Origin of the sequence: Geobacillus sp. FSL K6-3411, assembly GCF_037965715.1 — a bacterium.
Classification (GTDB): Bacteria; Bacillota; Bacilli; order Bacillales; family Anoxybacillaceae; genus Geobacillus; species Geobacillus thermodenitrificans.
This window is the reverse complement of record NZ_CP150187.1, coordinates 1550041-1564725: the sequence shown is the minus strand read 5'-3', so window position 1 is coordinate 1564725 and position 14685 is coordinate 1550041. Positions and strand designations below refer to the sequence as shown.

Annotated in this window: 16 protein-coding genes; 4 read left to right on the top strand and 12 right to left on the bottom strand. The window is 51.1% G+C overall.

Translation table 11 applies throughout. The annotated features are described in order from the left end of the window. Positions 1–19 precede the first annotated feature (19 nt). The 3 genes from NSQ22_RS07870 (at position 20) to NSQ22_RS07860 (ending at position 1991) form a co-directional block, all read left to right on the top strand. A complete protein-coding gene (locus tag NSQ22_RS07870) occupies positions 20–205 on the top strand; it encodes a hypothetical protein (RefSeq protein ID WP_008879345.1) in 186 nt (61 codons plus the stop codon). Positions 206–225: 20 nt separating this feature from the next. Beyond that, entirely contained in the window at positions 226–516 is a 291-nt protein-coding gene (locus NSQ22_RS07865) for a spore coat protein (protein WP_035498240.1), read from the top strand. 95 nt (positions 517–611) lie between these two features. Then, positions 612–1991, top strand: a complete 1380-nt coding sequence (locus NSQ22_RS07860) for a S8 family peptidase (RefSeq protein ID WP_081157369.1) — start codon at positions 612–614, stop codon at positions 1989–1991. A 115-nt stretch (positions 1992–2106) separates the two neighbouring features. Here the strand turns inward: NSQ22_RS07860 and NSQ22_RS07855 are convergent, their stop codons facing one another. The 4 genes from NSQ22_RS07855 to NSQ22_RS07840 all read right to left on the bottom strand — a co-directional run bounded on the left by NSQ22_RS07855 (position 2107) and on the right by NSQ22_RS07840 (position 3578). Beyond that, the gene (locus tag NSQ22_RS07855) at positions 2107–2685 is read right to left on the bottom strand and encodes a YitT family protein (protein WP_008879348.1); all 579 of its coding nucleotides are present in this window, start codon (positions 2683–2685) and stop codon (positions 2107–2109) included. A gap of 189 nt (positions 2686–2874) precedes the next feature. Beyond that, positions 2875–3045, bottom strand: a complete 171-nt coding sequence (locus tag NSQ22_RS07850; protein ID WP_029760881.1) for a twin-arginine translocase TatA/TatE family subunit — start codon at positions 3043–3045, stop codon at positions 2875–2877. Positions 3046–3153: 108 nt separating this feature from the next. Beyond that, entirely contained in the window at positions 3154–3333 is a 180-nt protein-coding gene (locus NSQ22_RS07845) for an H-type small acid-soluble spore protein (protein ID WP_008879350.1), read from the bottom strand. A 2-nt stretch (positions 3334–3335) separates the two neighbouring features. Then, a complete protein-coding gene (locus NSQ22_RS07840; RefSeq protein ID WP_223812841.1) occupies positions 3336–3578 on the bottom strand; it encodes a hypothetical protein in 243 nt (80 codons plus the stop codon). A gap of 48 nt (positions 3579–3626) precedes the next feature. Between NSQ22_RS07840 and NSQ22_RS07835 the strand changes: the two genes are divergently transcribed. After that, complete coding sequence (locus tag NSQ22_RS07835; RefSeq protein ID WP_008879352.1) at positions 3627–4622, top strand: acyltransferase family protein; 996 nt, start codon at positions 3627–3629, stop codon at positions 4620–4622. Between the two features lie 133 nt (positions 4623–4755). Here the strand turns inward: NSQ22_RS07835 and NSQ22_RS07830 are convergent, their stop codons facing one another. From NSQ22_RS07830 to NSQ22_RS07795, 8 genes are all read right to left on the bottom strand, one after another. Further along, entirely contained in the window at positions 4756–6306 is a 1551-nt protein-coding gene (locus NSQ22_RS07830; RefSeq protein ID WP_013399800.1) for an IS1182 family transposase, read from the bottom strand. Positions 6307–6460: 154 nt separating this feature from the next. Continuing rightward, positions 6461–7126 carry a thiamine phosphate synthase gene (gene thiE / locus NSQ22_RS07825; RefSeq protein ID WP_011887289.1) on the bottom strand — a complete coding sequence of 222 codons (666 nt, stop codon included), beginning with the start codon at positions 7124–7126 and terminating at the stop codon, positions 6461–6463. Between the two features lie 5 nt (positions 7127–7131). After that, complete coding sequence (gene thiD, locus NSQ22_RS07820) at positions 7132–7935, bottom strand: bifunctional hydroxymethylpyrimidine kinase/phosphomethylpyrimidine kinase (RefSeq protein ID WP_008879354.1); 804 nt, start codon at positions 7933–7935, stop codon at positions 7132–7134. A gap of 15 nt (positions 7936–7950) precedes the next feature. Then, positions 7951–8760 carry a hydroxyethylthiazole kinase gene (thiM, locus tag NSQ22_RS07815; protein ID WP_008879355.1) on the bottom strand — a complete coding sequence of 270 codons (810 nt, stop codon included), beginning with the start codon at positions 8758–8760 and terminating at the stop codon, positions 7951–7953. A gap of 176 nt (positions 8761–8936) precedes the next feature. After that, positions 8937–9959, bottom strand: a complete 1023-nt coding sequence (locus NSQ22_RS07810) for a glycosyltransferase family 2 protein (protein WP_081157365.1) — start codon at positions 9957–9959, stop codon at positions 8937–8939. Between the two features lies 1 nt (position 9960). Beyond that, complete coding sequence (locus NSQ22_RS07805; RefSeq protein WP_172825304.1) at positions 9961–11640, bottom strand: DUF6044 family protein; 1680 nt, start codon at positions 11638–11640, stop codon at positions 9961–9963. Between the two features lie 320 nt (positions 11641–11960). Continuing rightward, entirely contained in the window at positions 11961–12941 is a 981-nt protein-coding gene (locus tag NSQ22_RS07800; RefSeq protein WP_008879358.1) for a phosphotriesterase-related protein, read from the bottom strand. Beyond that, positions 12941–14623, bottom strand: coding sequence for a long-chain fatty acid--CoA ligase (locus NSQ22_RS07795; RefSeq protein WP_008879359.1), 1683 nt, complete (start codon positions 14621–14623; stop codon positions 12941–12943). The genes NSQ22_RS07800 and NSQ22_RS07795 overlap by 1 nt, the downstream gene beginning before the upstream one ends. Positions 14624–14685 lie beyond the last annotated feature (62 nt).

Below are 14685 nucleotides of genomic sequence, written 5' to 3'. Positions count from 1 at the left end.
CAAAAGGGTGGTGAAAGGGATGAAAGTGATAGGAACACACGAAGCGTTGGAGTTGCACGAACTACTTATGTTTAAAAATACATGCCTCGCTAAAAGTATGGCCATGCGGCAAATGGTGAGCGACCCGCAACTGAAATCGCTCATCGAGCAAGACATTCAAAAAACGACGCAGCACATCCTCGACTTGCAAAACTTATTATCGTAATGAACGAAGGAGGAACAACGATGCAGTCAACAACGATGCCAATCGGTGTATTAAATGAGCAAATAATCGCTGCTGACTATCTCATTGGAGCAAAAAGTGCGATCAAAGGGTGTGCGACGGCTCTTGCCGAAGCAGCGACCCCGGAAGTGCGCAACATACTGAAACAACATTTAAATGACGCGATTGCATTTCATGAACAAATTAGCCAATATATGGTCAACAAAGGATACTATCATCCGACCAATGTCCAAGAGCAGCTGCGTCTGGATATACAAGCAGCACAACAAATGGTGCAATCGGCCGGTCACTAAATGGATTCATGGGATTCCCCTGTCAAAGGGAGAATCCCATTTTTTCATCATTTGCCCGTCATTCGCCCATCCTAACAAAAAAGGAGGTGAACATGGTGAAACGCCGATCGACAATATGGATAGCCATCAGTGCAGTCGTCGCCTTGATTGTCGTCGCTGCCGTTAGTTTCAGCCGGCCGGCGACCGAAAAAAACGCTCCCGTCCCTCCGCGGCTTAAGCCGTTTGACACCAAAGACGCGCATACGCATCCGACTGTCGTCACCCTAGACAGCCTTAGCGCGGGGGAACAGCTGAAACAACGATTAAACGAGCATCCACGCATCCAAGAAATCCGCCATAACCGCCGCGGCGACCGAAGCCACTACTTTTATAATGAAATTATCGTCCGTTTCCGGACAACACCTGCGAACCATGACATTCGGCAAATGGAGGCGGCCATTGACGGACGGCTGGTCAAACGGTTGAATCAGGTGTTTGTGTTCCGTTCGCACAAACGAACGTACGAGGAAATGCGCCGCTATTTCCGTACGCTTCCGACAGTTGATTATTGCGAACCGAACTACATTTACATGCAAAACGACCTTCCGCGGCAAACGGATGTGCCGAACGACTCGTTTTACGCCCGTTACCAATGGAATTTGCCCGCCATTGATACAGAAGCCGGCTGGACGTTGTCACGCGGCAAACAAACCGTACCTGTCGCCATCATCGACAGCGGGGTCGACCTAACTCACCCTGATTTAGCCCATCGACTCAGCCACGGATACAACGTGTTGGCTGATAACCGCTCTCCGGATGACGAAAACGGCCATGGCACCCATGTGGCCGGCATTATCGCCTCACAACCAAACAATGGGGAAGGGATCGCCGGCATCACATGGTTCAACCCAATCATGGCAGTCAAGGTGTTAAACGCTGACGGCTACGGGACGAGCATCGATGTAGCCAAAGGCATCTATTGGGCGGTTGACCGCGGGGCGAAAGTCATTAATTTAAGCCTCGGCAATTACCAGCCATCTTCGGTGCTCGAGGAAGCGATCCGATACGCTGATGCCCATGACGTCGTGCTTGTGGCGGCTTCCGGCAATGACAGCACGTCCCAGCCGAGCTTTCCGGCCGCTTACCCGGAAGTGATCAGTGTTGGGGCTGTAGACCCTGATCTTTCGTACGCATTGTACTCTAACTATGGCGATTATGTAGACGTCGTCGCGCCTGGAACAAACATTGCCAGCACGTTTACCGGACATCGGTACGCCGCCCTTTCCGGCACGTCAATGGCTGCGCCGCACGTCACCGCACTCGCTGCCTTAATTCGCTCGGTCAACCCGCGCCTCACCAATGACGAAGTGCGCAATATTATTATTCAAAGTGCTGACGATTTGGGCGACCGCGGAAAAGACCCGCATTACGGCTATGGGCTCATTAACGTCTACCGCGCGCTCGAGTTGGCTAAATCCGCAGCCGCTTCGTCATAAGCCATTCTCTCGCTCCATTGACATGGTGTACGTTTTTCCGCCTCCAAACGTCAAAGTGGCTCGACATAGTCTTCGCCCATAAGAAGAGCTGCCGTGAAAAACGATGGGGATTAGACTACACCCCCATCGTTTTTTGGCGCGTCAATATCGTTGTCACTGCACCGACAACGGTGACAACAATAAGGGAGTGAACGAATGGCACGGAGTCGATCAGGATGCTTCCGCTCGTAATAATACAGGCATCAATGACAAAGATAATGACCCCAACGTTCCAATTCGTCCATTTGGAAATAAACTGAGCAAGTAAATCGGTGCCGCCCGTACTTGTCTCCTCTCGCAACATCAGACCGATGCCCGCGCCGACAAGCATCCCGCCAATGATGGCACTCGAGAGCGGATCTAACGTCACAATGCCGCGCAAAACCGATAATACATCAATCATCCACGAGGAAAACAGAAGACCGTGCAAGCTGTTGTAAAAAAACGGACGGTAACAAAACCAAGCCGCCAAATAAAGGGGGACGCTCAAGATGATCATCGTCAACCCCGCCTGAACGTGCCAGACGTATTTGGCGATCAGCCCAAGACCGATCATCCCCCCATCAAGCAAATGATGGGGAACTAAAAATACATTGATGCCGATGCCAAGCAGCAGGCTTCCCCCGACGATTGCCATCATTTTTTTCATTACCATGGTTGATCCCTCCGCCGCGTTGGCCATTCGGCCAACAAGAAACGAACAACATGTTCTCATATATGTATATGGCCTTTCCTAGTCAAGCTTGTCTCTTTTTTGTCAGACCAGCGAAGGAAACCGGCAGATCGTTTGACGGCTCGTGGACGAAATACAAAAATAAGAGGCTAGACCTCTTTGCCTAGCCTCTTATTTTTGTGCTTTTGTCCTCTCGTCGTCATCGATGATGCCTTTTGTTGCGTTTTTAAATTCACGCAATGTTTTGCCGGCTGCCTGTCCTAATTCTGGCAGCTTTTTCGGACCAAAAATCAACAAAGCGAAAAAGACGATAAGCGCAATTTCTCCAAAGCCGATGTTCATGTTTGTCACTCCAATGTTCAAACGTCATTTTTTCAATCATTATATCATACCAGAACAAGACGTGTCATCGGCTTTCCCTTGACAAAACAGCGACGACTTGCCCATCGCCTATCGTTCCTCGAGCAGACGCACCGGCACATCTTGCTCGCGTTCCGGTTCATCGACGAAATAAATGCGCGCCATTTCTTGCTCTTCATCGACATGTTGAATGATCACCGATTTTCCTTCATACATCACCGGGACGACCTCCCCAGCCTCGGCAATCCGTTTCGCCCTCAGCGTCTCCATTCCTATTCGCCCCCTTTTGCACTATCTTCTGCCTGCGTTCGCAAGCTTTTCCAAAACAACTCATCACTGCAGACGAGCTCACGCAGTTCTCCTTTGTCCCCTTTAGCGTTAATGAGTTGCAATAACGGCGTCATATCCTCTGCTTCATGCCGGTCGTTTTTCACTAAATCATCACCTTTCTTGGATAAACTAATATCACGGTCAGCCGTCCCCAGCTGCCTTGTGGCAACAGTTGACTCCCCCAAAAAAAGGGAGTATGATTCGAATGGTGTATATAGAAAGGAGGAAACACCGTGAAGGAGCGGGACTATTATTTTGACAACGCGAAGTGCGCGCTCATGCTCCTTGTCGTGTTTGGCCACTTTCTACGCCCATACATCGACAGTGTCCTATGGGTGCACAGCTTGTATACGTGGATTTTCTTTTTCCATATGCCAGCGTTCATTTTTATCTCTGGCTATTTTTCCAAAAAATTTTATGAACGAGGCTACTTGCAAAAAATCACAAAAAAGTTATTACTTCCATATATTTTGTTCCAACTGCTATATTCCGTCTACTATTTCTTTTTGTATGACAAGCAGTCGCTCGAGTTTGAGTTATTGACCCCGCATTGGAGCTTATGGTTTTTGCTTAGCCTATTCAGCTGGAACGTCTTGTTGTTATGGTTCGGCCGGCTGCCAAAACGAATGGCACTGCCGCTGGCGCTTTTGCTTGGGCTTACGGGCGGCATGCTCGAAGCGGAAAAATGGCTGAGCTTGTCAAGAACGCTCACGTTTTTCCCTTTCTTTTTGCTCGGGTTTTTCTTTGAAAAGCCGACAATCGAGCGCTTGTTTGCCGTACGGGTGCGCATTGTTTCACTGATCGTGCTTGCCGGCATGTTTTTGCTCATTCGCTTTGGCTTTCCAGATTTGCCACAAGATTGGCTGTACGGCTCGAAATCGTACGATACGCTTGGCGTCTCCGAGCCGGCTGGCATGATGAGCCGTCTCGCCATTTACGTCGCGAGCCTGCTGATGATGTTCAGCTTTCTATCGCTCATCCCAAGCCGACGCTTCTCCTTTTCCGTGCTGGGAGCGCGCACGTTTTACATCTATATCTTGCACGGGTTTATTTTAAAATATTTGCACGAAACATCGTTCCCCGATTTTATTATGGACGTGCACGGCTATCCACTTCTGCTTGTGCTATCGGTCGCCGTAATGCTCGTTCTCGGGAGCAAACCGGTCATCCGGCTTGTTCGGCCGCTTTTGGAATGGCGGCTGCCGAAATGGAGGCAAACAACATCGTAGCACGAAAAAAGAGGCTGTCTCAAAAGGTCGTCTAAACCGACCTTTTGAGAGTAGCCTCTGTTTCTTTTTCTTACCATTTGGTTATTTATTCCTTTTTTGAGGCAGGAATTTCTCCTTATTTCCGAATTTTATCCTATTTTTTCCTTGTTGGGTCGGTCGTTGTGGCCCACTTTCTCAAATTGTGGGCAGCACAAACTAGACCCCACTCCAAGGTAATTTTTGGGAGGCCTCTCAATGAAAACCGATGAAATTGCTGATTATGCTTGATTTGCCCAAACACCGGCTCGTTTTCGATTTGCCGTCTTCGATATGTCGTCGCCCCTTCTTCCGTGGACAGCCGTTTCCGGATTTCTTGCCGTTGTTGTTGATTTTTCAAGGAAACGCGGATGGTTTTCGTGTCTTTGCCTTTGGCACATGCTGCTTGAAACGGGCATCCGGCACATGCTGTACAACGATACGTCCGTTTGACGATGACGTACCCGTTGTCGGTCGTTTCCTTCCGTTTATACACAAACACCAGCCGTTCCCCTTTCGCGCAAATCCACTCATCCAATTCCTCATCGTACGTCATGTTCTCGATTCGGCCGATCTCTTTCGCCCACGCTTTCGTTTGTTCCCGGTCCAATGTGTTGTACTTGATCAGCGCGACGATCTGCTTTTTCTCGCAGTACGTGTAGTTCTCCTCACTCCCATAGGCGGAATCCGCAATCGCTCGTTTAGGCATGGGACGCCCATAGGCGGCCAATTGCTCCAAATGTGGAATGAAGCATCCGGCATCCCCCGCCCGTTGATGCACGCTAAATCCAGTGATGAATTGGTTCTCTGTCCCTATCTGCACATTATATCCCGGTTTGAGCTGGCCGTTTTTCATATGGTCGTCTTTCATCCGCATAAACGTCGCATCGGGGTCCGTTTTCGAAAAACTGTTTCGTTCGCCTAACACTTTTTTGTATTCTTCATATTTTTTCTTACGGGGGAGAATGTCTTGTTCCAATTGCTGTTTTGCTTTCTTTAACGTGCGATTCTTCGGCTCTTTCTTTAGATGTTCTTCCACTTGTTCGATCACGGCTTCGATCTTTTCAGACGTGATCGGTGAAGCTTCCAGCTTTTCTTGAAAATCTCCTTCTTGTTCCGACTCTTCATCCTCTTTTACCACCTGTTCGATCGAGGCTACGATTTTCCGGAATTTCTCCTCCAACTTCTGATCGTACTTTTCCGTTGATTTGCGCCAAACGAACGTGTACTTGTTGGCGCTGGCCTCGATTTTCGTTCCATCCAGAAAGTAATCCTCTAGTTTGACCAACCCTTCTTGACGCAGAAGATCGACAATGGAGAAAAACGTTTCGTAAATGATGTCCTTCATCCGTTCCGACCGAAATCGGTTGATGGTGCGGAAATCCGGTGTTTGATGGCCGGATAGCCACATAAAATAAATGTTTTCTTTCAATTGCTTGGCGATTTGGCGAGAGGAATAGATCCGATTGGCGTAGGCATACAGGATGACTTTCAACATCATTTTCGGATGATAGGCTGGGCGGCCTCCGCCGGGATAGAGGGAAACGAGCAGAGCTGGATCCATTTTTTCCACGGCTAGATCCACGATCCGGCAAAGATGATGTTTGGGAATGAGAATTTCAAGATCCATTGGCAAAATGAGTTGATCTCGGTTATAATAAATGTACATAAGAAAACCGTCCTTTCTTGGTAGGGTTGTGGTGACTCTATTATACCAAAAAAGGAACGGTTTTCTTCTTTTTTTGCCCAAAAAAGTGCCCCAAAAGCGAACGCTATGCGAACACTTTTGGGACATCCTCTTTTTTTGACGGTTTCACTGTCGTTTAGCGCAGGTTGGCCTCCCGCACCGCCGTCGCCAACGCTGCAGCCGCCGCTTTTGGCTCCGGGGCGGAAGCGATGGCGCTAATGACTGACACCCCATCTGCTCCAGCTTCAATGACCGCTCTCGTATTATCAGCCGTAATTCCACCGATAGCAACAATCGGGATCGTGATTCCTTGTTCGCGCAAGTGGCGGAGAATTCCCGGACCTTGCGCTTCATTCGCATCGTCTTTTGAACGTGTCGGATAAATCGGACCGACGCCGATGTAGTCGGCACCCGCTTCGATGGCCGCTCTCGCCTCTTCCACATTATGCGCCGAAACACCAAGAATTTTATCGCCAATTTTTTCCCGCACGCGCCGTGCGTCTTCGTCATCTTGACCAACGTGGACGCCGTCCGCATCAATGGCGATGGCCAGCTCAACATCATCGTTGACGATAAACGGCACGCCGTAAGTGCGGCAAAGACGCTGCAACTGCCGGGCGAGCGCTTCTTTTTCCTCCCCTTCTAAGGCAGCACTTCCTTTTTCGCGAAATTGAAACAGCGTCACACCGCCGTCAAGCGCTTCTTTGAGCACATCCTCTGCCGGCCGTTCGCTGTTTTGGCTTCCCATAATAAAGTAAACAGCAAGCCGTTCTTTCATCTCTTCGCTCGTAATGCGTGCCATCGTTCTCACTCCCCGTATTGACGGTATGCCCAATGGTTGGTCGGCCCGTGGCCTTGGCCGATGCCGAGCGAATGAGAGATCGCCGCCTGTACGAACGATTTCGCCGTCCCGACAGCATCCACCGGATGTCTTCCTTTCGCGAGCTCGGCCGCAACCGCTGCGGCGAACGTACAGCCGGTTCCATGCGTATGACGCGTATCAATCCGCTTGCTTTTGAAGTAAGAAAATTCGCTGCCGTTATACAATAAGTCGACTGTTTCTTCGCCATCATCGTCATGGCCGCCTTTAATGACGACATAGCGGGCGCCCATGCGATGGAGAAGGCGCGCCGCTTCACGGCGGTCATCCATCGTGCGAATGGCAATGCCAGTCAATACTTCCGCTTCCGGAATGTTTGGTGTAATGACAAACGCCAGCGGCAACAGCGCTTCTTTCAACGCCGCAACCGCTTCTTCCTGCAACAGCGGGGCACCGCCTTTGGCAATCATCACCGGGTCGACGACAAGCCGCTCCCAGCCATGTTTTTTCACTTGCTCTGCAACGGTGCGGATAATATCAGCGCTAAACAACATCCCGGTTTTGAGCGCATCCACGCCCAAGTCAACCGCAACCGATTCGATTTGTGCAGCCACCGCTTCAGCCGAAAGCGGATAGACGCCTTGCACGCCGAGCGTGTTTTGTGCTGTCACCGCCGTAATCGCTGACATGCCAAAGACGCCAAGCTCTTGAAATGTTTTTAAATCCGCTTGAATGCCGGCGCCACCGCCGCTGTCCGACCCAGCAATCGTCAACGCTTTATACACCGTCATGGTTCTCCTCCCCTTTTACCGTTGTTCAACCCGTCCCTCACGCTTCACATCATCAACGCCAATGCGAGCCAAGGCGTCCAAAAACGCCACCTGAAAACTGCCTGGGCCGCGTTGTCCGGCTTCGGCGGCTGCCTGTTCAGCTGCGACTCCGTAATAGGTTAACGCCGCAACCGCTGCCTTCACAGCATCCTGCTCAACAGCCGCAAACGCTCCAACGACGGACGTTAACAAACAACCTGCCCCGGTCACTTTTGTCAACAGCGGATGGCCGTTGTGAATCAAATATGCTGCCTGTCCATCTGTGACGACATCCTCTTTTCCGGTAATTGCCACGACGGTGCCGAGCTTGGCTGCCGCCCGTTTGGCCAAAGCGACCACATCCCCGCTTCCTTCACCGGCGTCGACTCCTTTAATCATCCACGATTCACCGATCATATTGGCGATTTCCGCCGCATTGCCGCGCACAACCGCGAGTTGAATCTGTTCGGCGATGCGGTGCGCCGTCTCTGTTCGGTAGCTGGTCGCCCCGGCACCGACCGGATCGAAAATCACCGGTACCCCGGCCTCATTAGCCGCCCGGCCGGCAATAAGCATCGCCTCGACTTCCGTTGCATTCAACGTTCCAATATTTAACACAAGCGCTCCTGCAAGCTTCGCCATCTCGGCCACTTCCTCTTTCGCGTACGCCATCACCGGCGAAGCGCCGAGCGCCAACAGCCCGTTCGCCGTAAAATTCGTCACGACGACATTCGTAATATTATGGACGAGCGGTTTCGTCCCTCGCACCCGCTCGAGCAGTTCCGCCCATTCGTGCCAGTTGCCCATCTCCGATTCTCCCCTTTCCTATCGATGCCTCTGCCTTGGCGGTGTTAGGTACGACCGCCATACTTCCGTCTTACAGAATGATGAATTTGTCCCATTCATCAGTCTACTCTTTCTTTTTTTCAATTGCAAGAAAAGAAAAAAAAGGCAGTGCCGAACGCCACCTGCCTTTTCTCCTGCTACGGCCGCGTCAATTCTGCCGCGTCCGGCTCTTCAGACGTCGATGCTGGCGACAGCCGCTGCGGCAGCGGCCAATTCCATAAATCCAAATCAACGATATAGCGCGGCCGCCGTTTTGTTTCCTTGTAAATTTTACCAATATACTCACCGATCAGCCCTAGTGCAATGAGCTGCAATCCCCCTAACAGCCAAATCGACGTAATCAGCGATGTCCAGCCCGTCTCTGTATGCCCGGCCCACTTTAAAAAAAGAAAGTAAGCGCCGAACATCAGACTGATGACAAAAGAGACGAACCCGATGAGCGAAATGAAACGGATCGGAGTGATGCTGAACGATGTCACACCATCGAGCGCAAAAGCGATCATCTTTTTTAACGGGTATTTCGTTTTCCCCGCCAACCGCTCCTTCCGATCGTAATAAACGGATGTCGACCGGAAACCTATAAGTGGGACGATGCCGCGCAAAAACAAATTCACTTCTCCAAACTGTTCCAACGCTTCAACAGCGCGCCGGCTCATCAGTCGATAGTCGGCATGATTATAAACGAGATCGACGCCAAACATCTTCATTAACCGATAAAATCCTTGGGCGGTATGACGTTTAAACCACGTGTCCGTGTCGCGCCGCCGGCGCACGCCGTAAACGATATCATAGCCTTCGCGAAACTTTTGTACAAACGCGCGAATGGCTGACAAATCGTCTTGCAAATCAGCGTCGATCGAGATGAAGCAGTCCGCATGCGCTTTAGCTGCAAACAGCCCAGCCAATAGCGCGTTTTGGTGGCCGGCATTGCGCGCCAGTTTCAATCCCTTCACTTCCGGATACCGCAAGCTCGCCTTGTAAATGAGCTTCCATGTGCTGTCACGGCTGCCGTCATCGACGAACAGGAGCGCGCTTTTTGGTGAAATGAGTCGCTCTTCGATCAGTTCTTCACGCAACGACCGCAAGCGGCCGATTGTCTCGGGCAGCACTTCTTCCTCGTTATAGCACGGTACGACTATAGCCAATACCGGATCGGACATGTCATTTTCCTCCTTCCCGCATCACCTTGTATAAATAAATCGTCCATGCCGATTCATCAGATCGGAACACTCGTTCAAGGCGAAGGGCATTTTCTGCTGCGTTTTCAATCGGCAACGCCGAAAAAATATAGCGCCCACCCATCTCGTAAAACGCCCTCGTGTTTAATTCAAGATGGCGGATCGTTCGTTTTGAGTTTTTCTTAAACATATAATGTTTGCCAAGCTCATCGACAAACAAGTAGCAGCGTCCGCCCCACTCATCGAAATACTCGCGCAGCTTTTTGTTTTTTTCGAGCTCTTTAGCAATGATGCGGCGGAAGCGATGTTTGTATTCCAACGGGTAGAAATTGTTGTACGTATCAAGTGTGTAAAAACCGTTGTATTGAGCGATCGCCGGATGGATGCCAATGCTGGCGACACGGTATGTATGCACAGGACGGCCAATATACTCACGGATGACGGCAAACTGCTTCTCGGCGTAAAATTCCCGGAACGACGGTTTATTGCGATAGACGATTTCCTCATTGTACGAGATGAGCACCAACAGCTGCAGGGCTATCGCCGCTGCGCCGACCGCCCGCCATCTCCGTCCTTCCTGCCAAACAATTTTCAGTGCCATCGCAAACAAGACATAAATGACCATCGGCCGCAAAAAATGATAGCGAGCAAAATTGAACTTATCGAGTAAATCGAATCGTTCGGTTAGCGGCAGCCATCCTTTGTAAAACCAAAACGCATACCATGTGGACAAGGCAAAATTCAGCACATGTAGCACAACAAACGGCGTTTCCTGCCGCCAACGCTTCCGCTTCCATACCAAATATAAGGCGAGCAACGTCAACGGCAAGATGACGAGCCCGTGCACGGTCATCACATGTGTATGTCCGAGCACATAGTTTTTGAATGTCAAACGAATGACGCGCCAAAGCGGCAGGCGAGCATGGAAATACTCGTCGCGGCTTGTCGGTTCATCGGCAAACAAAAGCGAATGAACAAGCCGGTAATCAACCGCCAAATAAAGCATTGTCATATAGGCGATCGCGGCAAAAAACCGCCAGTTCCACCCTTTTCCGCGGATGACATCAATAAGCCACCAAACACCAAGTGCGCTTAAGAAAAAGAAAAAGCCTAGAACAAAACTCGAATAAAGCGGCAATAGCGTCAATACCGCCCAGTTCACCCATGAGCGCTCACCGTTGCGGATGTTTAAAAACGCCCAAAGCGCGAGCGGCATGCCGAGCGTGCTTAACATTCCCGACGGCCAAAACGGCGTCAACGCAAACGTCAAGGCAGCACCGATACGGATCCATAGCCAACGCTGGCCGGGCAGGACATGTGTTTTCAACAGCAAATACATGCCGATGAACGCAAAAACGCGAGTGATCGCTTGGCTGAGACCATAGGCGTAAACGGACGGAAACAAGGCATGAAGCCACACGATGCCGCTGAATTCTGTGCCGAACGCATTGCGCGGCAGCCCGTTAATGATTTGCGGGATAACTCCATCGATCGGTCCAAACAACTCACCGCTGCGGGTGAGCACTTTATACCAAGCAATGTTCGAATCCAAATTGTCATGGACGCGCATATGTGCATCTTCACCGAGCACAAAATACGGCGACACGTACAAGGCGATGGCAAGCAGCGAGAAGAACAGGAGTCGCTTTTCGATCGCCGGCACCTTTTCTCCTCCTTTCGCCCGGCTCATGTCTTTCCTTATTTTTCAACGCCTTAGGAAAATTATTCATGATGATGGAAAAAAGCGGATGCTAAATAAAAAGCCGCTATTGCCCGTCCAAGCCAAGCAACAGCGGTTTCACATTCATCCATTCACCAAACCCGCACAAGGAAGAAGGGGACTTACAAGCAACGCCCCCTTTCATCACTCTATATACGCACGGAACGACCGTATGAGGGTTCCCTTTGTATCTCTGTTGAAGACAGACGAACTGTTAGTTCAGCTGTGCCGCCGCATGATTAAAAGCAGCGCTTTTTGACCATCTAAGCGGAGAACAAGGCAGCCGGATTGCGGACAAACATTTGCTCAAGCTCTTCGTCACGGATTCCTTCTTTTTTCAATATAGGGAGGATGTTCACAAACAAATGCTCCACATGCCAGTTTTTCATCATCTCGGCAAACGGCTCCGGCAGCGCAAACGGTCGACCGAGCCAAAGATTGACCGTATCGTGTGACAGCATGATTTGATGAGCATACCCATCGCGCAGCAAAGCAAGCAAAGTACGAACCCGTTCTTCATCCATCGGAGCGCCGACCATCCCTTGAATGCCGAAACGGTCAAAAGCAATGTATACGCCGTAAGCAAGCGTCTGACGGTGGTAATCTAAGTCGGTATTGCCACACATATGGCCGATGACAATTTTTTTCGGATCGGCGCCATGCTCAAGCAGATAGGCGGCTTGTTCCGGCCCCATCGTTCCTTCTTGCGTGTGGGTGATGATGACCGCACCCGTTTCTTTTTGCGCGCGGGCGGCGGCGCGGAAAAACAGTTTCTCATACTCGGTAATGCGCCCTTTGCTCGAGGCTAGCTTGATGACACCGGCTTTGATTCCCGTATCGGCAATCCCTTCTGTCAATTCGGTCATAAACATGCCATAAATATCGTCCTCGGCCGTCCCGAGCAGCTGGCGAAATTTGAAATACGGAGGCGCCCCTTCCCCTTGATAGTAATAGCCGGTGGCGCAAATGATGTTCAGTCCAGTTTCTTCAGCGACACGTCGCAAAAACGCCGGGTTGCGCCCGCAGTCGTTCGGCGTTGGGTCGACGACCGTTTGGATGCCGTGCCGTTTCATTTTCTCCGCCACTTCTATCGCCACGCAAAGTGCTTCGTTCTCGCGGAATGGGCCATGTGTCACATCGCCTTGAAATCCCGGATAGCCGAAAAGAAAATGTTCATGGATGAGCGTTTTGCCAAGCTGATCCGCCGCCACAGGGCCAACGACCGTCTCCACCATCCTTGCCATTAGGTGTTCGCCCCTTTCCCCGCTTTTTCATATTCTTCTTCCTGCAATTTCCGCCAAAGCAGCTTGCCACTTGATGTCATCGGCAGCGATGTGCGGAACTCGACGAGGCGCGGATATTTGTACGCCGCCATTTGCGTTTTGGCCCACTCGATGATCTCTTCTTCTGTCACGTTGCCAACGTAATCGTCATGAAGAACGATAAACGCTTTGACCGTTTCACCACGGCGCGGATCCGGCACGCCGACGACGCAAGCTTGTTGGACGGCTGGATGTTTATAAAGGAGCGACTCGACTTCGGTCGGCCACACTTTATACCCAGAGGCGTTGATCATCCGTTTGACGCGGTCGACAATGAAGAAATAGCCTTCCTCGTCCATCCGCCCGATGTCACCGGTGCGGAAAAACCGTTTTCCGTCTAATTCCATGAATGCTTCTTCCGTTTCCTTTTCGCGCCGATAATAGCCGAGGAACACTTGCGGGCCATGGACGACGATTTCGCCGACTTCACCAACGCCAAGCTCCCGGCCAGTTACTGGGTCGATGATGCGTGCGTCAACATCAAACGCTGGAACACCGAGGCATTGCAACTTCGGCCGGTCTGGCGGGTTGAAATGTGTCTGTGAAATCGTCTCGGTTAACCCATAGCCTTCAAAGTAGCGGACGCCGGTGAGCTCAAACAGCTTTTCCCCCACCGCTTCTGGTAGCGCTGCCCCGCCGCCGGAAATGCTCGCAAGCGATGAGATATCGTAACGGCCGAGCGCTGGGTTGGCTAAAAAGTCGATGAGCATCGTACTAATATTCACCCAATGAGTGCATCGGTACCGCTCGATGAGCTGCGCAGCCGCCTCCCGATCCCAACGCGTCATGAGCACGATCGACGAGCCAGCAAAAATCGGCACATGCATGCTATGCACCATCCCGGTGACGTGGAAAAACGGCAATGTGGCTAATGCGACGGAATCGCTCGTCACATTGCTCCAATAATAGGCGCCAACTGTGTTAGCGTTCACCGTTCGATGCGGATGGATGCAGCCTTTTGGCACCCCAGTTGTTCCGGATGTGTACGGCAAGACTGCGATATCATCGACATGACCGTGATATGGAAGTGGCGGCAAGCCAGCATCAAGACAATCAGTCCATAACAAAAGGCGCTCATCCCTAATCATCTGCCGCGGCGCTGCCACTTCAACGGGCAAGGCAACCGGCGACTCATCGGACGCATAATCGGCGTACGCAGCCACAATGACGTGCTCAAGCGGCGTCCGGCCGAAAAGAGGAACGACTTTGTCAAGCAGTTCCTGTCCAACAATCCCCACTTTCGTTTCACAATCGTTGATGTAAAAGGAAAGTTCTTCTGAGGTGTTCATCGGATTGATCGGTACGACAATCGCTTCGGCGCGCAAAATGGCATAGTAGGAGATGATAAACTGCGGAGAATTTTGCATATACAACAAAACGCGGTCGCCTGGTTCGACGGACAACTTTTGCTGCAAGCAGCCGGCAAGTGCATTCACATCATCGAGCAGCCGTTTGTACGAATACGCGGCTCCATAGTAATAAATCGCCGTTTTGTTTGGGTAGCGCTTCGCCGTTGTTGCCAAATGATCGACCAACGTCGTTTCCGGAACGGTTAACGTTTTCGACAGACGCTTCGGCCAGTATGGGTAGTGACGTGTATTCATGAAACCCCTCCCCCTTTTCAAACGACGGCCCCACGAGGGCAACCGCCGTTTTCAGAAATCGA

Bases quoted from the DNA above. Each gene is read 5' to 3' on its own strand.
- NSQ22_RS07870 (WP_008879345.1), top strand. From the start codon at position 20: ATGAAAGTGATAGGAACACACGAAGCGTTGGAGTTGCACGAACTACTT.
- NSQ22_RS07865 (WP_035498240.1), top strand. From the start codon at position 226: ATGCAGTCAACAACGATGCCAATCGGTGTATTAAATGAGCAAATAATC.
- NSQ22_RS07855 (WP_008879348.1), bottom strand. From the start codon at position 2,685: ATGGTAATGAAAAAAATGATGGCAATCGTCGGGGGAAGCCTGCTGCTT.
- NSQ22_RS07850 (WP_029760881.1), bottom strand. From the start codon at position 3,045: ATGAACATCGGCTTTGGAGAAATTGCGCTTATCGTCTTTTTCGCTTTG.
- NSQ22_RS07845 (WP_008879350.1), bottom strand. From the start codon at position 3,333: ATGGAGACGCTGAGGGCGAAACGGATTGCCGAGGCTGGGGAGGTCGTC.
- NSQ22_RS07830 (WP_013399800.1), bottom strand. From the start codon at position 6,306: ATGTACATTTATTATAACCGAGATCAACTCATTTTGCCAATGGATCTT.
- thiE (WP_011887289.1), bottom strand. From the start codon at position 7,126: ATGGCACGCATTACGAGCGAAGAGATGAAAGAACGGCTTGCTGTTTAC.
- thiD (WP_008879354.1), bottom strand. From the start codon at position 7,935: ATGACGGTGTATAAAGCGTTGACGATTGCTGGGTCGGACAGCGGCGGT.
- thiM (WP_008879355.1), bottom strand. From the start codon at position 8,760: ATGGGCAACTGGCACGAATGGGCGGAACTGCTCGAGCGGGTGCGAGGG.
- NSQ22_RS07810 (WP_081157365.1), bottom strand. From the start codon at position 9,959: ATGTCCGATCCGGTATTGGCTATAGTCGTACCGTGCTATAACGAGGAA.
- NSQ22_RS07800 (WP_008879358.1), bottom strand. From the start codon at position 12,941: ATGGCAAGGATGGTGGAGACGGTCGTTGGCCCTGTGGCGGCGGATCAG.
- NSQ22_RS07795 (WP_008879359.1), bottom strand. From the start codon at position 14,623: ATGAATACACGTCACTACCCATACTGGCCGAAGCGTCTGTCGAAAACG.